Genomic DNA, 23,514 nt, shown 5'->3' with positions numbered 1-23,514 from the left:
ATACCGAAAAAGCAACTGCCCGCAAAAGGACAGTTGCTTTTTTATACGTGGTGTTCGGATGTCCGGATTACTTCCGGATGCCGAGTTCTTTGATGATGGCACGATAACGTTCGATATCGATCTTCATCAGGTAGTCGAGCAGACGACGACGCTTCCCTACGAGCATCTTCAATGCGCGCGAAGTGTTGAAGTCTTTCTTGTTCTTCTTCATGTGCTCCGTCAGATGACTGATGCGGTACGTGAACAACGCGATCTGACTTTCCGCCGATCCGGTGTCGGCTTTCGATTTTCCGTATTTCCCGAAAATCTCTTCTTTTTTTGCTGAATCTAAATACATGTTCTACTTTGAATAAATTAATACCATTTTATTTAAGCGGCTACAAAGATAGGGCTTTTATTCGGACAAACAAACGTTTCCGACCTCTTTTTTTTTCGCGTCGCTGAATTTTTATGCTTACTTTTGCCCCCGAAAGTAACAGGTTATCTATGCAAAAAATTAGAAATATCGCTATTATTGCCCATGTGGATCATGGCAAGACGACGCTGGTTGACAAGATGCTGCTGGCCGGTAAGCTTTTCCGCGAAGGACAGGCCGAACCGGATCAGTTTTTAGACAGTAACGATCTGGAACGCGAACGGGGGATTACGATTCTCGCCAAAAACGTTTCCATTAACTATAAGGATTACAAGATCAATATCATCGATACGCCTGGGCATGCCGACTTCGGCGGCGAAGTGGAGCGGGTGCTCAATATGGCCGACGGCTGCCTGCTGCTTGTCGATGCGTTCGAGGGACCGATGCCGCAGACGCGCTTCGTCCTGCAAAAAGCTATTCAGATCGGACTGAAGCCGATCGTGGTCATCAACAAGGTCGATAAACCCAACTGTCGTCCGTCGGAGGTACAGGAGATGGTCTTCGATCTGATGTTCAGCCTCGACGCCACAGAAGAACAGCTCGACTTCCCGACCCTCTTCGGTTCGGCCAAGCAGGGATGGATGTCGGACGACTGGCAGCAACCGACAGAAGATATTTATCCGTTGCTCGATGCCATCATTCAATATATTCCCGAGCCGGAAACCCTTCGTGGAGCATCGCAAATGTTGATCACTTCGCTCGATTACTCCAAATACGTGGGACGAATCGCCGTGGGGCGCGTCCATCGCGGTGAGCTTCTTGAAGGACAGGATATCATGCTCTGCAAGCGTGACGGTTCGTTCGTGCGCTCAAAGATCAAGGAGATCGATGTGTTTGAAGGATTAGGGCGCAAAAAGGTAGAAGCCGTGCCATCCGGTGATATCTGCGCCGTGATCGGGGTGGAAGGCTTCGAGATCGGCGAGACGATTGCCGACGCCAACGAGCCGGAAGCGTTGCCGACGATCGCTATCGACGAGCCGACGATGTCGATGCTCTTCACGATCAACAACTCTCCGTTCTTCGGCAAAGATGGGAAGTTTGTTACGTCGCGCCATATTTTCGAACGCCTCACGAAGGAGTTGGACAAAAACCTCGCGCTGCGCGTAGAACCGACGGAGTCGGCCGACTCATGGAACGTGTTCGGGCGCGGGGTACTGCATCTGTCGGTGCTTATTGAGACGATGCGCCGCGAAGGCTACGAGCTGCAGGTAGGACAGCCGCAAGTGATTATCAAGGAGATCGATGGCATTAAACACGAACCGGTAGAACAGTTGACGGTGAATCTGCCCGAAGAATGCGCCAGCAAAATCATCGATGTGGTGACAAAGCGGAAAGGCGAAATGATGTCGATGGAGAGTAAGAACGAGCGTGTCTTTCTCGTCTTCACCATTCCTTCGCGCGGCATCATCGGGCTGAACAACCTCGTGCTTACTCTCTCGGCCGGCGAAGCCATCATGGCACATCGTTTCCTCGAATTTCAGCCGTGGAAAGGACCTATCGAGCGTCGCCAAAACGGCTCCATCATTGCGATGGAAACCGGCAATGCGTTTGCATACGCACTCAACAACCTGCAGTCGCGCGGACGATTTTTCATCGCACCAGGCGAAGAGGTGTATGCCGGACAAGTAGTCGGCGAACATACGAAAGAAGGCGATCTGGTCGTGAACGTCACCAAATCGAAAAAACTGACAAACATGCGTGCTTCCGGCTCGGACGAGAAGGTGGGGCTGGCCCCCCCAACCGTCTTCAGCCTTGAAGATGCGCTCGAATACATCAAGGCCGATGAATACGTGGAGGTGACCCCTCACTTTATGCGCATGCGCAAAATCCTCCTTGACGAAAACGAACGCAAGCGGCAGCAAAAAGCGGTGGCAGAATAAACCAAACATGTCGGGGCAAAAAACGAATATCGCGTGGGGTGCGCGGAGATGTTCGATCGCCGTTGAAGAGATTTGTGAAGCTCGCGAAGACTTTCGGATACTTGACGAACGTCTGCGCAAGACGTATGGGCATTTCTCTCACAAAAAACAATAAAAAAACAGCTCTGTCACATAAGTGACATTTGAAGAACAGACCTATCCGGATATTTGCATCATGAAATTTATTGATGTTACATGTAAAAAAATTGAAGGATATGGATGCTAAGATGTTTTGTTTCCAGTGTCAGGAAACGGCTAAGGGGACCGGTTGCACGGTTCAGGGTGTTTGTGGTAAGAAGAGCGATCTCTCTGCCATGATGGATATGTTGCTGTTTGCCGTTCGCGGCATCGGGGTGTTAACTACCGGCCTCCGCCGGGCCGGAAAGGAAACAGAACGTGAAGTCGACCATCTGGTGGTCGACGCGTTGTTTTCGACGATCACGAATGCGAATTTCGACAAGGCGAGCATCCGTGCTCGGGTAGAACGTGCTTTCGCGCTGCGGGACAAACTGAAACAACAGGTTGCCGAGGCGGGACTGCCTCCGTACGATGCAGAAGAGGTGGTATGGGCTCCCGTAGTCGATGAGTATGAAGAGAAAGGATTTGTCGAAGGAGTCTTGCGCGAGACGAATGCCGACGTGCGTTCGCTTAAAGAACTCGTGATTTACGGTCTTAAAGGAATGGCTGCCTATGCCGAGCATGCCATGCGTCTGGGATATGAAGACGACGAGATTTATGCGTTTATGGAACGTGCGCTGAGCGACATAACCATTGGTGAACTCAACGGCGAACAGCTTACGGCCCTCGTGCTTGAGACGGGGTCGGTGGGGGTCAAGACGATGGCCTTGCTCGATCAGGCCAATACCTCGACATATGGCAACCCGGAAATGACGGAAGTAAACATCGGTGTGGGCAACCGTCCCGGCATCCTGATCAGCGGACACGACCTGCACGATATGGAAGCGTTGCTCAAACAGACCGAAGGTACAGGCGTCGACGTCTATACGCACAGCGAAATGTTACCCGCGCACTATTATCCGGCATTCAAGAAGTACAAACACTTCGTAGGCAATTACGGCAACGCATGGTGGAAACAACGCGAGGAGTTCGAGACCTTCAAGGGGCCGATTCTTTTCACCACCAACTGCATTGTGCCACCCTTGCCTAAAAACACGTACGTAAGCCGTATGTTTACGACCAACTCGTCCGGCTATCCGGGCTGTAAACACATCCACACAGGACCCGGCGGAGAAAAAGATTTCAGCGAAATCATCGAGATCGCCAAGCAATGCGAACCGCCTGTTCAGATCGAGAGCGGAACGATTATCGGCGGCTTCGCACACCGTCAGGTGCTGCAACTGGCCGACCGGATTGTCGAAGCCATCAAGTCAGGCGCATTACGCAAATTTGTGGTTATGAGTGGATGTGACGGACGTTTCCCCCACCGTACATATTATACGGATTATGCGAAAGGTCTGCCCAAAGATACGGTTATCCTCACCTCCGGATGTGCAAAGTACCGGTATAACAAGTTGAATCTGGGAGACATCAACGGTATTCCCCGCGTACTCGATGCCGGACAGTGTAACGACAGTTATACATGGGCCGTTGTGGCACTGAAACTGAAAGAAGTGTTCGAACTGAACGATATCAATGACCTTCCGATCGTGTTCAATATCGCGTGGTACGAGCAGAAAGCCGTTATCGTATTGCTCGCCTTACTCAGTCTCGGGGTGAAAAATATTCATATCGGCCCCACACTGCCGGCTTTCCTCTCGCCCGGTGTAACGCAAGTGCTCGTCCATACGTTTGGCCTTGCCGGTATCACCACCGTCGAGGAAGATTTGAAGCTCTGCATCTGAGAAGAAAGTAGAGAACACAATAGCAAGAAAGCCGTCTCTTCCTTTCGGTCGAGACGGCTTTCTCATGCTTTTTCCGGACATGACCGTCCGAATACGCCGCATGCGTTATCCGTAAACGATTTTTCCGCTCTCATCGGTATACTCTTCGAGCCCCTTGCTGTACTGATTCATGGCGCGCAGGCTCATACCCATGCTTGAGAATCCGCCATCGTGATAGAGGTTTTGCATCGTCACCTTACGGGTCAGGTCGGAGAACAATGTGATACAGTAGTTCGCACAGTCGTCGGCCGTCGCATTGCCGAGCGGACTCATCTTGTTGGCAAAGTCCATCAAGTGATCCATGCCTTTGATACCGCTCCCGGCCGTCGTCAACGTGGGCGATTGCGAGATCGTATTGATCCGCACGTTCTTTTCCCGTCCGTAGATGTAACCGAAACTGCGGGCAATCGACTCGAGCAAACTCTTTGCATCAGCCATATCGTTATATCCGAAAAACGTACGCTGTGCCGCCACATAAGTAAGCGCCACGATTGATCCGTACTCGGCAATGGCCTCCTGCTTCTTGGCTACCTGCAACATTTTATGAAATGAGATGGCCGAGACGTCGAGTGTCTTCGACAACAAATCATAGTCGAGATCGTCATACGTACGTTTCTTGCGTACGTTCGGACTCATACCGATGGAATGCAACACGAAATCAATCGGACCGCCAAGAATTTTCACCGACTGTGAAAAGACCTCTTCCAAATCTTCCACACTCGTGGCGTCGGCCGGAATCGCTTCTGCCTGCAACTTGTCCGACAAAGCTTTGACTTCGCCCATACGAATTGCCACCGGCGTATTGGTCAAAGTAATCCTTGCCCCTTCTTCGACGGCACGCTCGGCCACCTTCCAGGCAATGGACATATCGTTTAATGCTCCGAAGATAATTCCTCTTTTCCCTTTTAATAAATGATGACTCATTTTCTTTTCCTATTAAAATCCGAGGCAAAGATAGTGAAAGAACGCCAATGCAACAAACGGCCTCCCGTTCCGTTCCTCTCCTCCTTCCGGCACAGATACTTCAACCCGGCACCGTCGCTCGCCGAAGCCATGGACCTTAGTACTAAAAAAGAGGATGTTTTCAGACGTCGTTTATTGCCCAAAAGAGAAAAAGAAGAGACTGCTTCAAGATGGAGGCAGCCTCTTTTCAAGATAAAACCTGTGATAAGATTATTCGGCTTTCGGCTCTTCCGGGGCGGCCGCGGCCGAAGGTTTCTCGCCCAATTTTTCTTTCAAGGCCGCCAACTCTTCAATATCCCCCAGCGTAGTCTTTTCCATCACCGGACTATTCACCGTCTCGACGTTCTTTGATGCTTTTCTTTCACCCCCTCTCGAACTCTTCTGTTCGTCTTCAAAAGTACGGCTGTGCGAAAGGATGATGCGTTTCGCGTCTTTATTGAACTCGATCACCTTGAATGGCAGTTTCTCGTCTAATACGGCCAACGATCCGTCTTCCTTCGTTAAATGCTTCGGCGTAGCAAATCCTTCCACCCCGTAAGGCAATGAAACGACTGCACCTTTTTCGAGCATCTCGATGATCGTACCTTCATGTACGGAACCTACGTTAAAGAGGGTCTCAAAAACATCCCACGGATTTTCTTCCAACTGTTTGTGACCAAGACTCAGGCGACGGTTTTCTTTGTCGATCTCAAGTACCTGCACATCGATATCCGCTCCGATCTGGGTAAATTCGCTCGGGTGCTTGATCTTTTTCGTCCACGACAAGTCGGAGATATGAATCAATCCGTCTACGCCTTCTTCGATCTCCACGAATACCCCGAAGTTGGTGAAGTTACGCACTCTGGCCGTATGCTTCGAGCCTGTCGGATAGCGTTGTTCGATATGTTCCCACGGGTCTTCGCGCAGCTGCTTGATGCCAAGCGACATTTTGCGTTCTTCGCGGTCAAGTGTAAGGATCACAGCCTCTACTTCGTCGCCCACCTTCATAAAATCCTGTGCGCTGCGCAGATGTTGAGTCCAACTCATTTCCGACACGTGGATCAATCCTTCTACCCCCGTAGCCACTTCTACAAAGGCACCATAGTCAGCCATCACCACAACTTTGCCACTCACCTTATCTCCCACCTTCAGGCTCGGATCAAGTGCATCCCACGGATGCGGAGTCAGTTGTTTCAGACCGAGCGCAATACGTTTCTTCTCATCATCAAAGTCAAGAATTACAACATTGATCTTTTCATCAAGTTGAACAATCTCTTCCGGATGCGAAACACGTCCCCACGAAAGGTCGGTAATATGGATCAGCCCGTCCACGCCGCCAAGGTCGACAAACACACCGTAAGATGTGATATTCTTGACCGTACCTTCGAGTACCTGGCCTTTTTCGAGCTTCGAGATGATTTCTTTCTTTTGCTGCTCGAGCTCGGCCTCGATCAGCGCCTTATGCGACACGACGACGTTCTTGAAATCCTGGTTAATCTTCACGATTTTGAATTCCATCGTCTTGCCGACAAATACGTCATAGTCACGGATTGGCTTCACATCGATCTGCGAGCCGGGCAGGAAAGCCTCGATACCGAAGATATCGACGATCATACCGCCCTTTGTACGGCATTTAACGTAACCTTTGATGATTTCGTCTTTTTCAAGCGCTTCGTTGACCCGCTCCCACGAACGAGCCGCACGCGCTTTCTTGTGCGACAAAATCAATTGCCCTTTTTTATCTTCCTGATTTTCAATATAAACTTCCACTTCATCGCCGATTTGCAAATCCGGGTTATATCTGAACTCGGACATCGGTACGACACCGTCCGACTTGAAACCAATGTTAACCACCACCTCACGTTTGTTCAGTGATGTCACGGTTCCGATTACGACTTCCTTGTCTCTCATGGTATTCAAGGTTTCATCGTAGGTCTTGACCAGTTCGTCTTTTTTTACCTCCGTGTTTAAATCTCCCTTTTCGTACGACTCCCAATTGAAGTTTTCGTCAGGGACAATGTTTTTTAAATTCTCCATTTTAAAGTTAATACTCCGTTTTTTTTAATTAAAAGTTCGACAATCTATTTATTACTCACTAAAAATAATCCGAAAAAGTGGGACAAAGATAATGCTTTTTTTCGAAGAGGAAGCCGTTCTCGGAAGAAAATCTTTGAATTTCAATTTTTTTCATGTGCTCTCGTGCGGGTATTTTTTGCAGTAATATCTTCGGAAAGCGGTATCGGCCATCCAAAGTGCAAAAGCTAATGCTCCGATATATGCGTAAAACAAGAAAGTAGACATCTCGGGGAGCGATATCCGCCACTGCGGCCATTGCCATGAAATGCCCAAAAAGAAAAACAGGACAGCAAGGCCGCCCAGGAGAGATATGATCAGGACACCCATCCCCAACAGGTTCAAGCGTTCTTTGCGGCGTTCGGCACGGAGCAGTGCCTCCTGCCGGATGCGTTCCATGAGGAGGGTCTGAAAGTCCGCCGGAAGCTTCTTATCCGGCAGCCGGGCAAACCAATCATTCAAACGGTCTTTTTCTATTCGTTCCATCATTCAATCCTTTCTATTTTTTTACGCGATCCATTAATTTCTTGCGGATACGGTGCATCTTCACTTTCACGTTCGACAGCGTCAGTCCCGTAATCTTCGCAATCTCCTCCATCGTTTTTTTCTGCTGGTAATAAAGCAGGATCAGCGCTCGATCACCCGGCCGAAGTTGATCCAGCGCCTGCTCAAGTCGCTGCTGACGTTCCTCATTGAAGACTTCGTCCGCCTCATCGTCCGATGTCTCTTCCGCCATACGCTCCATCCCGGAATCGTCAAACGACATCCATTCGCGCTTCGGCCGGCGTGTCGCCGAAACAGCCGTATTGTAGGCAATGCGGTAGAGCCACGTCGCAAAGCTACTGTTACGCCGGAATGAGGAGAGCGAACGAAATACTTTCAGGAACACATCCTGGGTCAGCTCTTCCGCATCTTCACGATTGCCTACGATCCGCACCAATAACGAAAAGACGGGCTGACTGTAACGTTCCAGCAGCGGAGCAAAATATTCCGCATCCCCGGCCTGAACCTTTTCAACATATTCCATGTCGCTCCACTGTTCCATACCGTTATGGACGCACATCGGGGGGACAGGTTACAGTTACCAGTCAATTCGCCTTCAACCTGAAGGAGATAACCCTAACCCATCCTCTTTTTCACGGCGTTTTTCAGTCTCTCCAGCGCTTGTTCGAGTGTAGCACGTGGACAACCTACGTTCAGACGCATGTATCCTTCTCCCCCGGAACCGAACATCGATCCGTCATTCAGCGCCAGTCCGGCATCATTCACAAAGAAGTCGACCAGCCCTTTCTGTTTCAACTTCATCCCTCGGCAGTCAAGCCAGATAAGAAACGATGCCTGTGGCCGATATATGCTGAGTTGCGGAATATGTTGCTTCAGATACGCTTCCACAAAATCTATATTCTTCGACACATAGTCCAGCATCTGCCTACGCCATTCCGCACCATGCCGGTAAGCGGCAATGGTAGCCGTGTAGGCAAAAATCGTTCCATGGTTGAACTCGCCCGATTCAAGAAACGAGTAAAACTCCTTGCGCAGCTTATCGTCGGGTACGATAGCGTAGGATGACACGATGCCGGCAATATTAAAGGTCTTACTGGGAGCCGTGAAAGTGATGCTGCATGCCGCCGCTTCGTCCGACACGGTCGGGAACGGATGATGCGTAAACGCAGGATAGGCCATTTCGGCATGAATCTCGTCCGAAATAACGAGAATATGGTGTTTGGCACAGATCGAAGCCAGCCTTTGCAGCGTTTCTTTCGGCCAGACGATACCGGCAGGGTTATGCGGATTGGAAAGGATCAAGGCTTTGCAGCCTTCGTCGATGACAGATTCGAGGTGATCGAAATCCATTTCATACGAGCCGTTCGTTTTACGCAACGGGTTATATACCACTTCGCGATGCATCGCTTCGGGCACCAAGTGGAACGGATGATACACCGGCGGTTGGATGATGACCTTATCCCCTTTGTGCGTAAAATGGTCGAGTACAAACGCAAACCCTTTGACGATGCCGGGAATATACGAAAGCCATTCGCGACGAATCTCCCACCCGTGCAGGTCACGCACCCAATCAATAATACTGTTGTAATACTCGTCCGACGGGTATGTATACCCGAAAACCGGATGTTCGCATCGTGCCTTCAGCGCATCAATGATAAAATCGGGCGTGCGAAAATCCGTGTCGGCAATCCAAAACGGCATCAGATCATCACGTCCGAAATGCTCTTTCAACGCATCGAACTTGATACAATCCGTACCTTTTCTCTCAATAATTTCATCAAAGTCATAACGTTTCATAAAAAGATTTTTTTTGCCGGCAAATGTAGTACTTTTGTCCCGATAAAAAAACCAAGTTTAACTCTAAACAGAAGAATGATGAGAAAAAGTTTTTTAATGTATTGCTGTATGCTCGTATGTACGATGGGCATTTTCAGCGGATGTAACAAAAATGACGACAAGAAGCCATTCGAATTGGCGGGTAAATGGAATGTAAAAGAAATGCCGATGGATATCGTGTGGGAAGCTCCGGACAATGTCGTGATTGAGGCGGGAAAGATCAAACTTACGGTCAAGCAATTGACTGCCATGATGACTCCGACCCTGAACGAACTCGTACAGGCCGGGCTGAAAGACGTTACGTTCACGGCCGATGGAAAAATTGAAGCCACATATAAGAAAAAAGATTCGAAAGAATGGATGGCGGCCAAAGGTTATGCGACATACAACACAAAAGTCGCTAACAAAATCCTGTTGCATCCGGACGCAGACAAGGTTTTCGCGGAAATGAAAGGTCTTGATGCTACGAAATTGGCTGCTATCAAAGTGCTGTTTAAGGCCGGGATACCCGTATATTATACCTCGAATGGTTCCTCTACCCGCTTCTATCTCGACACGGAAACGGTTAAGGCATTACGCAATGTGCTGCCTGTCCTGTTGGCATCGGTCAAAAGTATTCCGGACTATGCGAAGCCTCTTATAGCCAAGGAACTCCCCAACCTGTTGGAAAAATCGACGAAAATCGAGATCGGTCTGACTTTGACCAAAGCGGCCAATTGATTAAAAGACATATCCGAATCCGGCATTCAGATAGATGGGGTACAGAGCGAATGAGATGGTTTCAAAATCGCTTTTAAACAGACCGTTCAAGCCCCACGAGAGATCGGCGAACGTATTGAAATGCTTGAAGGCGCGCCATGAGATACCCATTTGAGCGCCATATACGAAATGTCGCAGCCGGTTGGAAAAATCGTAGGTGGCGATCCGCCCGTCCTTAAACTCAATTTTAGGACCGGTCGGGTCGCCTTCTCGCAGGTAGCCGTCGTACACGTGTCCGGAAAAGTCGCCCTCGGTCAGATAAGAGACGTAAGCGCCGCCGCGTATCACCCAGCGCTCATCGAGCCGGTAAGCAGCCAGCAGAGGCATTGTCAGGTACGCAGTACGCATTTTAGTCTTGACATATCCCGTCCAGCGCCCGCTGACTTTCTCTCCCCCGTCGCCGATAATCTCGGTACGGTAATTCTTCACACGCGAGCAAGTAATCATCCCTTTATTCTCTAATTTCAGTCCTGCGGTCACGCCACATTTCCTCTGCTTACCCAACCATTGTGTCACCGTCCCTTCGATCGGGATGGCTAATGTCGGGTTATAACCACTGATCTCACGTATCTCGTGCGGCAAGGGCAACGGCGATGCCCCCCCGATATGAAACCCGGCCTTCACTTCATATTCCAGTCCCTTGGCAGCAGAACGAAGAACGGTTGCACTACGATCGTGCTGCGCATGGATGATCCATACACAAAACGATAGTAAAGCAACCATATATATCTTTGTCATTTCGGTATCGGGAAAGAGGTTAAAACAGCTCAAGAGTAATCCAATCAACTCATTCAGAGTTTCACTTTACGTACCCAGCCCGACGAGCCTTTCACGATGACGATGCCGCGCGGCACGTTCAGATCGAAGACCGTCTCACCCGGCTGTTTCATTGCACGATAAACGATTACGCCTGTCAGGGCATACACTTCAATCACCTCCTTCACCGGCGATGTAACGTACAGCCGGCCATAGTCGCTCCATGCCGATGTTTCCGCCTCACCCGCCCTGCTGGCATACACCTTGCCATCGTTATCGACCAGGGCCATCGATTCATGGTTGCCGCTCCACGTCACATTGCGGTTCGCGGCATCGTTGGGAACGATCACGGACGCATAAACTCCCGACACGCTTAAAAGCATGACGACAACAAGAAGCATCCATGGGTGAAAAGCAGTTTTCATTATGTTTCGATAAATGTAAATATATAACGTGACCCTTTCTATGTCACTAAGAATGATAACCTGGATCGTCGACAAAAATACATCTTTTCGAGGAGGAAGCAGGGATGTATTAACGTTTTTTACCCGTCGATATGTATTTATTTTTGATTTTTATTCTTTCGATAAAGTCTTCATCCGGACTGATTGTCAGACTGAATCCCCGTTCTATTCCGGTTTCTTCCGCAAAAGAACGACGGTATAAATCAAAATTACCGCAAACGCCGTCAAGGGCACAAGAAACGAGAACGTCATGTTGTGCATATCGGCAGCCATTCCCATCAGTACCGTACCGATGGCTCCGCCGACAGGTGTCATCATCAAGATAGCTGACGCCTTTTGCGTAAGGCTTCCTAAACCTTTGATCGATAAGGCGAAAATTGTCGGGAACATAATCGATTCAAAAACGAAAATCAGGATCGAGGCCACGAAAGAGACTCCGTGCATATCCATCACCACAAGGGTGGTCATCGTCACCGTCCCGATGGCACAACCGAACAGGACTTGCTCGGCACGCATACGTTGCATAAGCATACTGCCCGCAAACCGACCGAGCATAAAAAGTAGCAGACCGACCGACAGCACGATGGAGGCGATAAACTTAGGGTGAAGATTCATCCCGAAATGCGTGGCGATAAAGTTGGTAAACCACTCAACCATGTGATTCTCGACCGCATAATTGATAAAGAATGAGTTGATGGCGATCTCGGCAATCTCGTAACAGAACAGCGCAAAAAGACCGAAAAGAAACAGCGGTCGGGCACTCAGCCCTTTCGTCGGACGAGAGCGCGCAGCGGAACCTTCGTCTTCTATAACAAATTCAGGCAACCTCACCCGCGAAAACAAGACAGCGATCACTAACACAATCGCCCCGATACCTATGTACGGGATCGAGATGTTCGGATTTTCGCCCGAAAAACAATAGATGCCCCCCAGCAACGACCCGCAAATACACCCCAGCCCGTTGAACGACTGCGCCCGGTTGATGCGTCCGGCAGCTGTCTCCTTATCGCCGAGCAATGTCACGTACGGATTAGCAGCCACCTCAAGACAGGCCAGCCCGCAACCGATGACAAACAACAGCAACAGATAAAACCGAAAGATGTATGGCCCGAAGAAACGACTCGCCACAAAAGCCAGTGCTGCCCCGCCGAAAGCCAGAAGCCCGACAACGACACCTTTACGGGTACCGTACCGGCGAATCATCATGCCGGCAGGCACAGCCATCAGAAAGTATGCCAGATAGGTGACGAACTGAATCAGCGATGCCTGCGTCTTGTTGATTTGGAATGTCTCCTGGAAAAATGGATTGAGCACGTCGAGAATCGCCCGTGCAAATCCCCACAGGAAAAAGAAAAAAGTAATCAACACAAATGGAAGCATATAGCCCTGCCCCACCAGTGAATGTCTGTGTTTCATGTTTTCGTTTTTTGTTGTTCTTGACTGCAAAGGAAACATTTTTTTGTCATACGTAAACGATGAAGAAGCGAAAAACGAAGAGAAAAGTCGTATGGGATGGTTAAAATCCTTTGGGATAGTCGTCAGCAGTCGATTTTCAGCATCCGGCAGTCAGTTTACCCGTAGAGACGCAATATTGTCCTAAATAGTTTCATGTCACACGTTAAGTGACAGATATACATATTTCTACCTAAGACGGTCGGTCATAATCACCCCTTACGTTTGAAGTACCACCTCTGGGGGTGTCGTAAATGGTTCATTGGCTAAGGAGAAACTACACTCCTCGTTTTTTTATCTCCATTGGCTTAAATATCGCGTTTTTTATGTAAATTCGCCGTTTTCAACTGCTGATATGTTCTGTTAGCCATTTTTATTTTGCAGATGATCAGCGCGGATGCATAAGCGGACACACGAATCTTTTGTTTATTATATGAATAATGTTATGAGAAAGAAAATTTTTTTATGTCTGTTTTTTTCGACATGCCTGTTTGCTTTTGTACATGGGCAAACCGATTCGGAAAACAATCTGAAATTCGATGAAGAGAAGGATACTGTTATCCATCTGGAGGAACATGTGGTTGTTGGACGTCACATTCGCAAAACAAGTCTGCTTAAACTGCCTGTTGCACTATCGGAAATGCCCCTTACGATGTCTGTTGTCGAAGGCAGGGTGTTATCTGATCTAAACATCACCGATCTGCTCAACATCAATAAAACAACGACCGGGATAAGAGTGATGAATAATTACGGAGGATTTCATATGTTTCGTACTAGAGGCCTCAATGGTGTTGTGTTGTTATCGAATGGTATTCGAGACGAAAGGTCTGAGTTTTATTCTTGTGCTCCCACTTCATCATTTGTCGGAGTTAATCGGATTGAGGTACTCAAAGGGCCTTCCTCGGCAATGATCGGCCATTCTGCTATTGGCGGTATCATTAATATTATTTACAACCAGCCGTCGGCAACAGCCTCAATGGATGCAAGGCTCGCTTTCGGCAGTTGGAATACGTATACCGCTCAGTTAGGTGCTTCCGGTTCCTTATCGTCAAAAGTTAATTTTAGAATCGATTATACCGGTATACAAAGCGACGGATGGAGAAAAAACGACAAAAAATCTCATAATATCTATCTGGCATTAGATTTTCGTCCCAATATCAGGAATAAGTTTTCTTTTTCTGCGATAGCATATGATAACAGAGTGCATACTGATCCTGGTATTCCACGCTTTTTCAACGATATATATGATGAAAGCGGAAAGAAAATTTATTCGATTGGTGACATTCCTGAAGGGGTCGATCTGAAGAAAACAAATCTCACCTATGTAGATGATCATTTGAATGATAAACATCTCTCAACGACAAACATCTGGGAACATACGTTTTCAGACCAATGGAAGTTGCGAAATATATTCGGCTTATCATATAATACATTGAGTTACTTACAGTCGGAAGAGTTTTCACATTTGACAAGCAAAACTTCCGGACGTTACAAGCATTATTATCTAAACGGCAAAGAAAAAAGGTATATCAGTATTGATTCAATTATTCGTGAGCCGTTTCATTTTGATTATGACAATTATTATATAGGCAATCAAATAGAAATACAGGGGAGTTTGGATACATGGGGAATAAATCATCTTGTATCGTTCGGTCATGATTTCTCTTATATGTATTTGCAGAGATGGCAAGGCAGCAATTTTTCAGGACCTGCCACGACGACGGCGATGTCTATCTATCATCCGATAGCCAACCCTGGATATTTGGAGGCCAAATTTACAAACAGAGTAAATGTTAAGGAATATTATCATTCTCTTTCATTGTTTGATCAGGTTGCTTTGAATAAACGTTGGTCCGTCATGCTTGCATTGCGTTATAATCTATTCAGGAGGAAGGTAAAAAACAATAAGACCAACCATCGTACCGTCACAGAAGAGGGCATGGAATACATTCTTCCAGACAATGCCTTGACATATAAGTTCGGATTGATTTATGAATTTGCTGCAAATAACAGAATCTATGCTTCCGTTTCCAATTCATTTAGACCGATAAGGACTATTGGAGACAAAAGTTATATTTATGTTGATAATAAAGGAAATATCATAGAACCCGGTTCGACAGGAAAAATATATGCCCCGGAGCGTGGAATGCAATATGAAATAGGCCTTCATTCTAAAATCAATGATGTTTTTTTACTCGAATTGTCAGCTTTTCATATCCGAAAGACGAATATTGTACAAAAGTTGGGAAAGAATACAGAAGGCAAGAGTGTGATTGGACAAGTTGGTACGGTTAACTCGGATGGCTTTGAAACAGAAGTGACATACTCTCCCGTAACATATCTCAGTTTACGGGGAGGTTATGCTTTCACAACTTCTCGGGTGGGAGAATATTCCAGTACATCCATTTCAAAATCGGAAATGAAGGGGAATTATTTGCCATATTCACCTGTTCATACGGCTTTTGGGTGGATATTTTTCAATAATAATTCGATAAAACATCTTTTCCGTTTGGGAATCGGATTTGACTACTCCAGCAAGTCGTATGCTGATCTTGCTAACGAGATGTGGTTCAACCCTGCATTTGTCGGAAATATTATGGTTAGCTATCGTTATAATAAAAATTGGACTTTGCAGTTGAATATAGACAATATTTTTGATAAACGATATGCCAAAGCAGCTGAGAATACGATTCAATGGTTGCCCGAGCCCGGGAGAAATATTACGCTTTCAGCCATATTTCATCTATGAAAGGATTACAATTGAAAAAAAGAAAAAAGTAATCAGCACAAATGGCAGCATATAGCCCTGCCCCACCAGTGAATGTCTGTGTTTCATGTTTTCGTTTGTTGTTGTTCTTGACTGCAAAGGAAACATTTTTTTGTCATACAGAAACGATGAAGAAGGGAAAAATGAAGAACAAGTCCCTGTGGGAGGTTTGTTACCCTGCGGGTGTTTGTTGTTGAATTGTTGCATCGTCTTTTGTCATTCAGAGCGAAGCGAAGAATCTCCTTCCTTTTCCTCGCGGGATTCCTCACTATGTTCGGAATGACAAAACGCGGTTCTTTGCGTTTTCCTTTGCGGTAAGGAATAAACCGCAAGGTTTCAGTCAGCCGTCAGCATTCAACGACTAAACACCTCAACAACAAATAAAATACCCGAAGGCCTTTTCGTTCTTCAAAAACAGACCAACCATCCAACAGAACAAGAATTCATTCAATAATCCAAAGAAATTCAAAATTATCGTGTAACTTTGCATAACGTTAAGAATACCTAAAAAAACAAGTAAAAAATGAGAACAGCAGGAATTATTTTAACCGCGATTTTTATGATGAATATGATGATGGAAACACAAGCGAATGAACGAAAGACGGTCCGATCAAAATTAGACGAGGTAACGGTCTTTTTCCATGGAGCCGAACTGAAACATTCGGCCGAAATAGCCTTAACGCAAGGCGAGAATGAAGTATGGATTGAAGGGTTGAGCACCCAGATCGATGCCGGCAGTCTGAACATACGTGCCGGAGCGGGAATTGTTATCTCGGCATACGAGTTCGTGCCAGCACATGTATCGGAGCATATTTCTGATCCGGTGCTCCGGAAGTTGCGCGACTCACTGGTGATGTATCAAAAGAAAGGGCAGCAGATCGACATTGAGATGAGTGTGCACCGGCAGATGCTGGAACTACTAGAGAAAGGCATGACCCAGAAGATGGCTTCGCAGGAAAAGGGCATGACGCTCGACGAACTGTCGAAAAGCATGGAATATTTCAAGGACAAGCACATTGAGATCGAGACCCTGCTGATCAGGCGTGAAGAAGAAAAGAAACACCTCGAAGCGGACATCGCACGTATCACGGGTGAGCTGAAGGCCGGCGGACACGAGACAGGTGCGCTGAAGCTGAGCCTCACTGCGCCATCGGCCATGAAGAGCCGGCTGGCAGTGAGTTATTGCACGTTCGCGGCCGGCTGGTCGCCTTATTACCATCTGCATGTGGAATCGATCGAGCACCCGGTACAGATCGTCTCGAAAGCACGGGTACGCCAGACGACGGGCGTCGACTGGAAACGTGTGAAGCTGACTCTCTCGACAGGAGCGCCCGGCAAGGAACAAGTCGCTCCACTATTCAACACATGGTTTCTGCGCGAATGGTCTCCCATGCCGATGCTACGTAGCCAGCCGTCCGCACGAAACACCTACGCCGAGAAAGCAAACATGGAGATGGCGGCAGAAGAGCCCTCGGCAGCCAAAGCCGAAGCAACGGTAGACGACTATCTGACGGTGGACGAAAATGCGCTGGTCACGACGTATGCCATCGACCTGCCCTACACCATCCCCGGTAATGGCAAAGAACAGAATATCGACCTGCGGGTACAGCAAGCCAACGCCACTTACCGCTTCTATGCGGCGCCGAAATTAGATACCCGCACGTACCTCACCGCCGAACTGACGGAAAGCGAGAAGCTGGATCTGCCAAGCGGCAAGGCGATGATCTCGTACGACGATATGTATCTGGGCGAAACGTATATCGATGGCTCCGGTACGCTGCAGAACATGACACTGACGCTCGGCACGGATCAGCGCATCTCCGTGAAACGGGAAAAGATGCAGGATTTCAGCAGTACGCGCCTTTTCGGATCGGATGTGAAGCAAGTGTTCACCTTCAAAATCACCGTTAAAAACAACCAGAAGAAAGAAATCAAACTGACGCTCAAAGATCAGTATCCGATCTCGACACAGAAAAATATCGAAGTAGAACTGTTGAAAGAAACAACCCCGCCGACAACGAACAAGGCGGATACGGGAGTGCTCACGTGGGAAGATACGTTTCAACCGGGCGAGACGAAAAGCTATCAGATCAGTTACAGCGTGAAATACCCGAAAGGGATGCAGCTGAATCTGTAACGACGGTCATGTCGCGACTGTGTCACAGGGCGTGAAGCAGCTCGTCGACCGTGCGATGCAATACCGGATGGCGGAGTGCCGGCGCTACCTCGGCCAGCGGCTCGAGCACAAACCGCCGTCGGTGCATCAACGGATGGGGAACGGTAAGCTCGGGCGTCTCACACACTAAATCGTCGTACAGCAAGATATCGATATCGATCGGACGGTCATGATAAATGCGGTTCTCGCTTTTGACCGTACGTCCCAACTCGCGTTCGATCTGCTGCGTAAGTACCAGCAGGTCTGTAGGCGAAAGTGTCGTTTGCAGGTATGCCACGGCGTTGAGGAACGTATGGTCCGAATCGAACCCCCACGGTTCGGTCTCATAAAAAGCCGAAAGGGTAATATCTCCCGCCCTTTCGGCCAACAGTGCCAATGCTGTAATCATATTTTTTCGCTTATTCCCCTGATTGGAGCCTAAACTCAAGTAAACATGGTTTGTCTGTGCGTCGCCCGTCGTCATAAAATCAACATGGCATCGCCGTAAGCACAAAAACGGTATTTCTCCTTGATAGCCGTCTGATAGGCTTCCATCGTCAGATCATACCCACCGAACGAGGCCGTCATCATCAGCAACGTAGAGAGCGGCATGTGAAAGTTCGTAATCATCGCGTTAGCAATACTGAACTCGTAAGGCAGGAAGATAAACTTATTCGTCCATCCGTCATACTCTTTCAGGTTACGGTCTGTCCCGACCGCCGTCTCAATGGCACGCATCACCGAGGTACCCACGGCACATACCTTGCGACCGTTGCCTTTGGCCTTGTTAACGGCCTCCACCACTTCGCCGTTAATAATCATCTGTTCGGAATCGACCTTATGTTTTGACAAATCTTCGACGTCAATCTCGCGATAGATGCCCAAGCCGGAATGTACGGTCAGATAAACGAAGTTGCAATCTTTGATCTCAAGCCGCTTCATCAACTCACGACTGAAATGCAGCCCTGCAGCCGGAGCGACAACAGCGCCCTCTTCCGTAGCGAAAATGGTCTGATAACGCTCTACATCGTCAGGCTCGGCCGGTCGGTTCATATATTTGGGCAGCGGCGTTTCGCCCAAAGCAAACAGTGCTTTGACAAACTCTTCGTGCGTGCCGTCGTAGAGGAAACGCAACGTCCGTCCGCGTGAAGTGGTATTGTCAATCACTTCCGCTACCATCGAGTCATTCTTCCCGAAGTAAAGCTTGTTGCCGATACGAATCTTACGCGCCGGATCAACCAGCACATCCCACAAACGCATGCTCTCATTCAGCTCTCGAAGCAGGAAGACTTCGATTTTAGCACCGGTCTTTTCCTTATTGCCGTACAAACGAGCCGGAAACACCCGTGTATTGTTCATCACGAACACGTCGCCGGCGCCGAAATATTTGAGGAGGTCTTTGAAGACCTTATGCTCGATCTTTCCGGTATCCCGATGCAAGACCATCAGACGAGACTCGTCGCGGTGCGGTGCCGGATACGCCGCAATCAATTCCGGCGGCAAATTGAATTTGAAGTTTGAGAGTTTCATATGATTATTTTATTTTAATTCGATGATTCAACCGGATGAGACAACTCTGCCAGCGTACGATCCAGAAAAGTCTCCATCTCTTCGGGACGAATGCAACAGTCGAGGGTCACCTCACCGATACGCGTACGTTGCAAGGCGATCAGATGCGCTCCGGAACGGAGAGCTATCCCGATGTCGCGTGCCAACGCACGGATATACGTTCCTTTGCTGCATACTACCCGTATCTTGATGACCGGAAGCGCGTATTCCAGCAGTTCCAACTCGTCGATAACAAGCGTCTTTGCTTTTAAGGCGACTTCTTCGCCTCTGCGTGCCAGCTCGTAAGCGCGCTTCCCCCCCACCTTGCAGGCCGAAAAAACAGGCGGTACCTGCCGGATCGTGCCCACGAATGTAGTCAACGTTTGCTCGACCAACTCGCGCGTGATATGTCCGGTCGGATAAGTACAATCGATTTCCTTCTCCAGATCGAAAGACGGAGTAGTCGCCCCCAGTTGTAAAGTCGCCACATATTCCTTCGTCTGATACTGGAACTCGTCGATACGCTTCGTCGCCTTCCCCGTGCAGACAATCAGAACCCCCGTCGCCTTGGGATCCAACGTCCCGGCATGTCCTACTTTGATCTTTTTAACCTTCAGCCTGCGGGATAGCAGATAGCGGAACTTGTTCACCAAATCGAACGATGTCCAGTCCAACGGCTTGTCAAAACATACGATTTCACCCGCAAGAAAATCCATCGCAGCCTCGTTTATTTAAAGAATGAATAGATGATGGCCAGCGTTCCGATAGCCATACAATAATAAGCGAAATAGATCAGCTTACCCCGCTTGACGATGCCGATCATCCATTTGCAGGCAACAGCCCCCGAAACGAAAGCCGCCGCAAAACCGCATAACATCGCTACCGGCGACATGGTCGCATAAGCCGAGACCTCATCGCCCTTAAGCATCTTCAACACATCGAGCAGGGCTTCGCCCAAGACCGGGATGAGTACCATCAAAAACGAAAACTTCGCTACCCGCTCTTTCTTGTTCCCGAGCATTATGCCCGTTGCAATGGTCGCACCCGATCGCGAGAGGCCCGGCATAACGGCGCAAGCCTGCGCCACTCCGATGATCAAGGCATCGCGAAACGAGATTCGATCTTTCCGCACGTCAGGCTTGGTCAAATACGATACCAGCAGCAAGGCAGCGGTAAGCAGCAACATACACCCTACAATAAACAGCCCCTGCCCGAATACGGCCTCGACCTGATCCTTAAAAAACAGTCCGATAATACCGACCGGTACGGCAGAGAGCAAAAGCTTCGCAACGGTCAACGTCTCTTCGTTGCGCCGGAACGAAAAAAAACCTTTGAACAGGTCTGTGATCTCTCCCCACAGCACAACGATGGTGCTGCATACCGTAGCCACATGAAGCAACGTGGTGAAAGCGAGAATCTTTTCACCGTCTTTCATCCCGAACAATGTACCGGCAATGGTCAGATGCCCACTGCTGCTGACCGGCAGAAACTCCGTCAGCCCCTGAATAATCCCGAGAATAATCGCTTCGATCCAGCTCATTCGCCGAGGGTTTCGTCCTTATGTTCCGCGGTTTTCTTATCCCCTTTCAAAATAGCGAAAACCATAAGTATAAATCCGACCATCGTCACGATCGGGGCAATAACAATACGCTGTTTGCTGAAAATCTCAGGATTGAAAGAGATGCCGTCTTTCGACCCGCCTCCACTCATCAGAGCGAAACCAACAATAATCAAGAAGACGGAAACTCCGACCCAGATAAAATTGCTCTTCCCAAATGCAAAATCTTTCATGTTTGTTCTAATATATCCTTCTGTTTAAATATAATACATTTTTCCTACAGCCATATACATATAGCGGTTTACGGCAAACCAGGCTGCCAATACCGCCAGCACGATCCCCAACACAAGCACCGCACCATAAACAATAAGTAACCCTTCACCGCGCAGTATTTGCTCTAATCCGGCAAGTTCACCTTCCAGATAATACAACGTACCCATCAGCATCATTATTGCCAGTACGCCGGCAATCAGTCCGCTGACAATATTATAGCGGATAAACGGCCGGCGGATAAACGCCGGGGTGGCTCCGACGAGCCGCATGGTGTACACTAAGAAACGCTTCGAATAAATCAACAGCCGGATGGTATTGCTAATCAATACAAACGAAATCAGAACCAGAATCGTTATCAGCATAAACAATACCAGGCCGATACGCCGGACGTTGTTGTTCACCACCTGCATGATATCTTTCTGATACAGCAATTCCGACACATTCGTATATGAAGTGAGCTTCTTTTCAATTTGTTGCAAACTGTCCGGATTGGCATAGGCGGATTTTAACTTTACCTCCATCGACGCCTGAAAGGGATTAATTCCAAGAAACATCTGCGGGTCTTCTCCCAATTCGGCGACCATCTCCCGGGCCGCCTCCTCCTTCGAGATGTATTTCGCGCTCTTGATGAACGGTTGTGCATTCAACTGCCTCTCCATTTGCCGGATATCAGCCTCTTTGATGTCCTCTTTGAGGAGGATGGAAAACGCAATGTTCTCCTTCATATAAACCGACAATTCTTTACTTATCAGCCCGAATATAAAGAAAAGACCCATCATATACAATGCGAGTGCAATGCTTATGACGGAAATCAGGCGGGAGTTGAAAAACGAAATCGGCGCTTTCTTCTTGCTTGCTGTCATGCTCCTGTACGTTATTTCTGCAACCATTGGGAGGTAATCAGGATATGACCTACCCAATTTTAGTGCAAAAGAACGATTTATTTGCGGAACAACACAATATGTTAGTATTATTTAACGCGAACATCCTAAACTTTTCGCAGTTTTCGACATCTCATACATAATGGCCTGCCCCATCTTTATCGTGGGCGATTGGCCGAAGAACTCCTGATGCTTCCGCCTACTCTTCCCTACCGACCCTCTGTATGGCATTAAAAAAAGTCGCCTCCTCGTCTTAAGGGGCGACTTTTTCCTGTCTTATCTAAGTACAACGACTTACTTGACTTCCCACGTCTCGCCGGTCATCAACATCTCGTGCAGTGTTCGGGGAGACTTCTTAGCCTGTACATCGGCAAGCTGCCGATGTACGGACTCATCGTACACCGGTGCTTCTACATCGCGGATAATACCGAGTGCTAAAGGCATCTCGTCTCTCATCATAGCAAGCATCATGTGCAACGTGTTATCTCTTTCGTGCGCATCGTGAACAAGGATATCGTCGATCGTATAACCGTCTTCTCCAAGTGTCACCGCCTTCAACTTCAAGCCGTCAAGCACAAGTCCCTTCTGATTGTCTTTGCCGAAGAGCATCTTTTCGCCGTGGCGCAGGAAAATCGTCTTCTCGGCACGTACCTCGCGGTCCGAAACCTGCCGATGGATCCCATGATTAAAGATGACGCAATTGACAAGCACCTCCGTAACGGATGCTCCTTTATGGCGGGCGGATGCCGCAAGAGTATCCGTCAGGTTCGATAGGTCCACATCAAGCGCACGGGCGAAGAAATGGCCGCGGGCACCCAATGTCAGCTCGGCGGGAATAAACGGATCTTCCACTGTTCCGTATGGCGAACTTTTCGATACGAATCCACGATCGGAGGTCGGAGAATACTGTCCCTTCGTCAACCCGTAGATCTTATTGTTCATCAACACAATATTCAGATCGACATTACGTCGAATGGCATGGATGAAGTGATTTCCTCCGATGGCCAGACAGTCTCCGTCGCCGGTGACGAGCCAGACACTCAGATCGGGACGTGCCGTTTTCACCCCCGTCGCAATGGCGGCGCCGCGGCCGTGAATGGTATGAAAGCCATACGCATTCATATAATACGGCAATCGCGACGAGCAGCCGATACCGGAGATCACGGCCGTCTGATGGGGCGGTATCCCCACTTCGGCCATGGCCTTGTGCAGACAGTTTAACGTGGCATGATCGCCGCATCCGGGGCACCAGCGCACATACTGATCGCTTTTATAATCTTTGGGAGTATATTTCAAATCTGTATTCATCAT

The 23,514-nt window shown here is 48.4% G+C and carries 21 protein-coding genes; 5 read left to right on the top strand and 16 right to left on the bottom strand.

From position 1 onward, the window contains the following. Positions 1-67: 67 nt before the first annotated feature. On the bottom strand, positions 68-337 hold the full coding sequence (rpsO, locus tag BFO_RS07780) for a 30S ribosomal protein S15 (RefSeq protein ID WP_014225122.1): 270 nt from the start codon (positions 335-337) through the stop codon (positions 68-70). A 149-nt stretch (positions 338-486) separates the two neighbouring features. Here rpsO and typA point away from each other — a divergent pair, with 149 nt between their 5' ends. Beyond that, positions 487-2,295 (top strand): translational GTPase TypA, encoded by a 1,809-nt coding sequence (gene typA / locus BFO_RS07775; protein WP_014225121.1) that lies wholly within the window; start codon positions 487-489, stop codon positions 2,293-2,295. A 254-nt stretch (positions 2,296-2,549) separates the two neighbouring features. Continuing rightward, a complete protein-coding gene (hcp, locus tag BFO_RS07770; protein ID WP_014225119.1) occupies positions 2,550-4,196 on the top strand; it encodes a hydroxylamine reductase in 1,647 nt (548 codons plus the stop codon). A 105-nt stretch (positions 4,197-4,301) separates the two neighbouring features. Here the strand turns inward: hcp and BFO_RS07765 are convergent, their stop codons facing one another. The 5 genes from BFO_RS07765 to BFO_RS07745 all read right to left on the bottom strand — a co-directional run bounded on the left by BFO_RS07765 (position 4,302) and on the right by BFO_RS07745 (position 9,551). After that, positions 4,302-5,159 (bottom strand): enoyl-ACP reductase FabI, encoded by an 858-nt coding sequence (locus BFO_RS07765; protein WP_014225118.1) that lies wholly within the window; start codon positions 5,157-5,159, stop codon positions 4,302-4,304. A gap of 249 nt (positions 5,160-5,408) precedes the next feature. Further along, positions 5,409-7,214, bottom strand: a complete 1,806-nt coding sequence (rpsA, locus tag BFO_RS07760) for a 30S ribosomal protein S1 (RefSeq protein ID WP_014225116.1) — start codon at positions 7,212-7,214, stop codon at positions 5,409-5,411. A 150-nt stretch (positions 7,215-7,364) separates the two neighbouring features. Continuing rightward, positions 7,365-7,739, bottom strand: coding sequence for a hypothetical protein (locus BFO_RS07755; protein ID WP_014225115.1), 375 nt, complete (start codon positions 7,737-7,739; stop codon positions 7,365-7,367). Between the two features lie 10 nt (positions 7,740-7,749). After that, positions 7,750-8,295: an RNA polymerase sigma factor gene (locus BFO_RS07750; protein WP_041590783.1), complete on the bottom strand. Its 546-nt coding sequence runs from the start codon at positions 8,293-8,295 to the stop codon at positions 7,750-7,752. 74 nt (positions 8,296-8,369) lie between these two features. Continuing rightward, on the bottom strand, positions 8,370-9,551 hold the full coding sequence (locus tag BFO_RS07745; RefSeq protein WP_014225113.1) for a MalY/PatB family protein: 1,182 nt from the start codon (positions 9,549-9,551) through the stop codon (positions 8,370-8,372). 75 nt (positions 9,552-9,626) lie between these two features. Between BFO_RS07745 and BFO_RS07740 the strand changes: the two genes are divergently transcribed. After that, the gene (locus tag BFO_RS07740; protein WP_140230695.1) at positions 9,627-10,310 is read left to right on the top strand and encodes a hypothetical protein; all 684 of its coding nucleotides are present in this window, start codon (positions 9,627-9,629) and stop codon (positions 10,308-10,310) included. Here BFO_RS07740 and BFO_RS07735 read toward each other — a convergent pair whose 3' ends face one another. The 3 genes from BFO_RS07735 to BFO_RS07725 form a co-directional block, all read right to left on the bottom strand. Continuing rightward, positions 10,311-11,087: a porin family protein gene (locus BFO_RS07735; protein WP_041590781.1), complete on the bottom strand. Its 777-nt coding sequence runs from the start codon at positions 11,085-11,087 to the stop codon at positions 10,311-10,313. Between the two features lie 53 nt (positions 11,088-11,140). Next, positions 11,141-11,530, bottom strand: coding sequence for an Ig-like domain-containing protein (locus BFO_RS07730; protein ID WP_014225109.1), 390 nt, complete (start codon positions 11,528-11,530; stop codon positions 11,141-11,143). A gap of 204 nt (positions 11,531-11,734) precedes the next feature. Then, a complete protein-coding gene (locus tag BFO_RS07725) occupies positions 11,735-12,985 on the bottom strand; it encodes an MFS transporter (protein ID WP_014225108.1) in 1,251 nt (416 codons plus the stop codon). Positions 12,986-13,466: 481 nt separating this feature from the next. Here BFO_RS07725 and BFO_RS07720 point away from each other — a divergent pair, with 481 nt between their 5' ends. Next, the gene (locus BFO_RS07720) at positions 13,467-15,770 is read left to right on the top strand and encodes a TonB-dependent receptor (RefSeq protein ID WP_167536505.1); all 2,304 of its coding nucleotides are present in this window, start codon (positions 13,467-13,469) and stop codon (positions 15,768-15,770) included. A 541-nt stretch (positions 15,771-16,311) separates the two neighbouring features. Next, entirely contained in the window at positions 16,312-17,925 is a 1,614-nt protein-coding gene (locus tag BFO_RS07715) for a DUF4139 domain-containing protein (protein WP_014225104.1), read from the top strand. 22 nt (positions 17,926-17,947) lie between these two features. On the opposite strand, the gene folK is transcribed toward BFO_RS07715, so the two are convergent. From folK to BFO_RS07680, 7 genes are all read right to left on the bottom strand, one after another. Beyond that, complete coding sequence (gene folK, locus BFO_RS07710) at positions 17,948-18,427, bottom strand: 2-amino-4-hydroxy-6-hydroxymethyldihydropteridine diphosphokinase (protein ID WP_014225103.1); 480 nt, start codon at positions 18,425-18,427, stop codon at positions 17,948-17,950. After that, positions 18,424-19,473 carry a tRNA preQ1(34) S-adenosylmethionine ribosyltransferase-isomerase QueA gene (gene queA, locus BFO_RS07705; protein ID WP_014225102.1) on the bottom strand — a complete coding sequence of 350 codons (1,050 nt, stop codon included), beginning with the start codon at positions 19,471-19,473 and terminating at the stop codon, positions 18,424-18,426. The genes folK and queA overlap by 4 nt, the downstream gene beginning before the upstream one ends. Before the next feature lie 14 nt (positions 19,474-19,487). After that, positions 19,488-20,207, bottom strand: a complete 720-nt coding sequence (gene truB, locus BFO_RS07700) for a tRNA pseudouridine(55) synthase TruB (RefSeq protein WP_014225101.1) — start codon at positions 20,205-20,207, stop codon at positions 19,488-19,490. A gap of 11 nt (positions 20,208-20,218) precedes the next feature. Then, complete coding sequence (locus tag BFO_RS07695; protein ID WP_014225100.1) at positions 20,219-21,031, bottom strand: undecaprenyl-diphosphate phosphatase; 813 nt, start codon at positions 21,029-21,031, stop codon at positions 20,219-20,221. Beyond that, positions 21,028-21,282, bottom strand: a complete 255-nt coding sequence (locus BFO_RS07690) for a DUF3098 domain-containing protein (RefSeq protein ID WP_014225099.1) — start codon at positions 21,280-21,282, stop codon at positions 21,028-21,030. The genes BFO_RS07695 and BFO_RS07690 overlap by 4 nt, the downstream gene beginning before the upstream one ends. A 24-nt stretch (positions 21,283-21,306) precedes the next feature. Beyond that, complete coding sequence (locus BFO_RS07685) at positions 21,307-22,185, bottom strand: cell division protein FtsX (protein WP_014225098.1); 879 nt, start codon at positions 22,183-22,185, stop codon at positions 21,307-21,309. A gap of 312 nt (positions 22,186-22,497) precedes the next feature. After that, entirely contained in the window at positions 22,498-23,511 is a 1,014-nt protein-coding gene (locus tag BFO_RS07680) for a 2-oxoacid:ferredoxin oxidoreductase subunit beta (RefSeq protein ID WP_014225097.1), read from the bottom strand. Positions 23,512-23,514: the final 3 nt, after the last annotated feature.

It is taken from the genome of Tannerella forsythia 92A2, from assembly GCF_000238215.1.
Taxonomy (GTDB): Bacteria; Bacteroidota; Bacteroidia; order Bacteroidales; family Tannerellaceae; genus Tannerella; species Tannerella forsythia.
This window is presented reverse-complemented; position numbering and strand designations above follow the sequence as displayed.

What these genes read in the sequence shown, in the direction of transcription:
- BFO_RS07725 (WP_014225108.1), bottom strand. Translation starts at nt 12,985, where the DNA reads ATGAAACACAGACATTCACTGGTGGGGCAGGGCTATATGCTTCCATTT.
- BFO_RS07765 (WP_014225118.1), bottom strand. Translation starts at nt 5,159, where the DNA reads ATGAGTCATCATTTATTAAAAGGGAAAAGAGGAATTATCTTCGGAGCA.
- rpsO (WP_014225122.1), bottom strand. Translation starts at nt 337, where the DNA reads ATGTATTTAGATTCAGCAAAAAAAGAAGAGATTTTCGGGAAATACGGA.
- BFO_RS07715 (WP_014225104.1), top strand. Translation starts at nt 16,312, where the DNA reads ATGAGAACAGCAGGAATTATTTTAACCGCGATTTTTATGATGAATATG.
- BFO_RS07745 (WP_014225113.1), bottom strand. Translation starts at nt 9,551, where the DNA reads ATGAAACGTTATGACTTTGATGAAATTATTGAGAGAAAAGGTACGGAT.
- BFO_RS07755 (WP_014225115.1), bottom strand. Translation starts at nt 7,739, where the DNA reads ATGATGGAACGAATAGAAAAAGACCGTTTGAATGATTGGTTTGCCCGG.
- BFO_RS07740 (WP_140230695.1), top strand. Translation starts at nt 9,627, where the DNA reads ATGATGAGAAAAAGTTTTTTAATGTATTGCTGTATGCTCGTATGTACG.
- truB (WP_014225101.1), bottom strand. Translation starts at nt 20,207, where the DNA reads ATGGATTTTCTTGCGGGTGAAATCGTATGTTTTGACAAGCCGTTGGAC.
- folK (WP_014225103.1), bottom strand. Translation starts at nt 18,427, where the DNA reads ATGACGACGGGCGACGCACAGACAAACCATGTTTACTTGAGTTTAGGC.
- hcp (WP_014225119.1), top strand. Translation starts at nt 2,550, where the DNA reads ATGGATGCTAAGATGTTTTGTTTCCAGTGTCAGGAAACGGCTAAGGGG.
- BFO_RS07680 (WP_014225097.1), bottom strand. Translation starts at nt 23,511, where the DNA reads ATGAATACAGATTTGAAATATACTCCCAAAGATTATAAAAGCGATCAG.
- BFO_RS07720 (WP_167536505.1), top strand. Translation starts at nt 13,467, where the DNA reads ATGAGAAAGAAAATTTTTTTATGTCTGTTTTTTTCGACATGCCTGTTT.
- BFO_RS07690 (WP_014225099.1), bottom strand. Translation starts at nt 21,282, where the DNA reads ATGAAAGATTTTGCATTTGGGAAGAGCAATTTTATCTGGGTCGGAGTT.
- BFO_RS07750 (WP_041590783.1), bottom strand. Translation starts at nt 8,295, where the DNA reads ATGGAACAGTGGAGCGACATGGAATATGTTGAAAAGGTTCAGGCCGGG.
- BFO_RS07735 (WP_041590781.1), bottom strand. Translation starts at nt 11,087, where the DNA reads ATGACAAAGATATATATGGTTGCTTTACTATCGTTTTGTGTATGGATC.
- BFO_RS07730 (WP_014225109.1), bottom strand. Translation starts at nt 11,530, where the DNA reads ATGAAAACTGCTTTTCACCCATGGATGCTTCTTGTTGTCGTCATGCTT.
- queA (WP_014225102.1), bottom strand. Translation starts at nt 19,473, where the DNA reads ATGAAACTCTCAAACTTCAAATTCAATTTGCCGCCGGAATTGATTGCG.
- BFO_RS07695 (WP_014225100.1), bottom strand. Translation starts at nt 21,031, where the DNA reads ATGAGCTGGATCGAAGCGATTATTCTCGGGATTATTCAGGGGCTGACG.
- BFO_RS07685 (WP_014225098.1), bottom strand. Translation starts at nt 22,185, where the DNA reads ATGACAGCAAGCAAGAAGAAAGCGCCGATTTCGTTTTTCAACTCCCGC.
- typA (WP_014225121.1), top strand. Translation starts at nt 487, where the DNA reads ATGCAAAAAATTAGAAATATCGCTATTATTGCCCATGTGGATCATGGC.
- rpsA (WP_014225116.1), bottom strand. Translation starts at nt 7,214, where the DNA reads ATGGAGAATTTAAAAAACATTGTCCCTGACGAAAACTTCAATTGGGAG.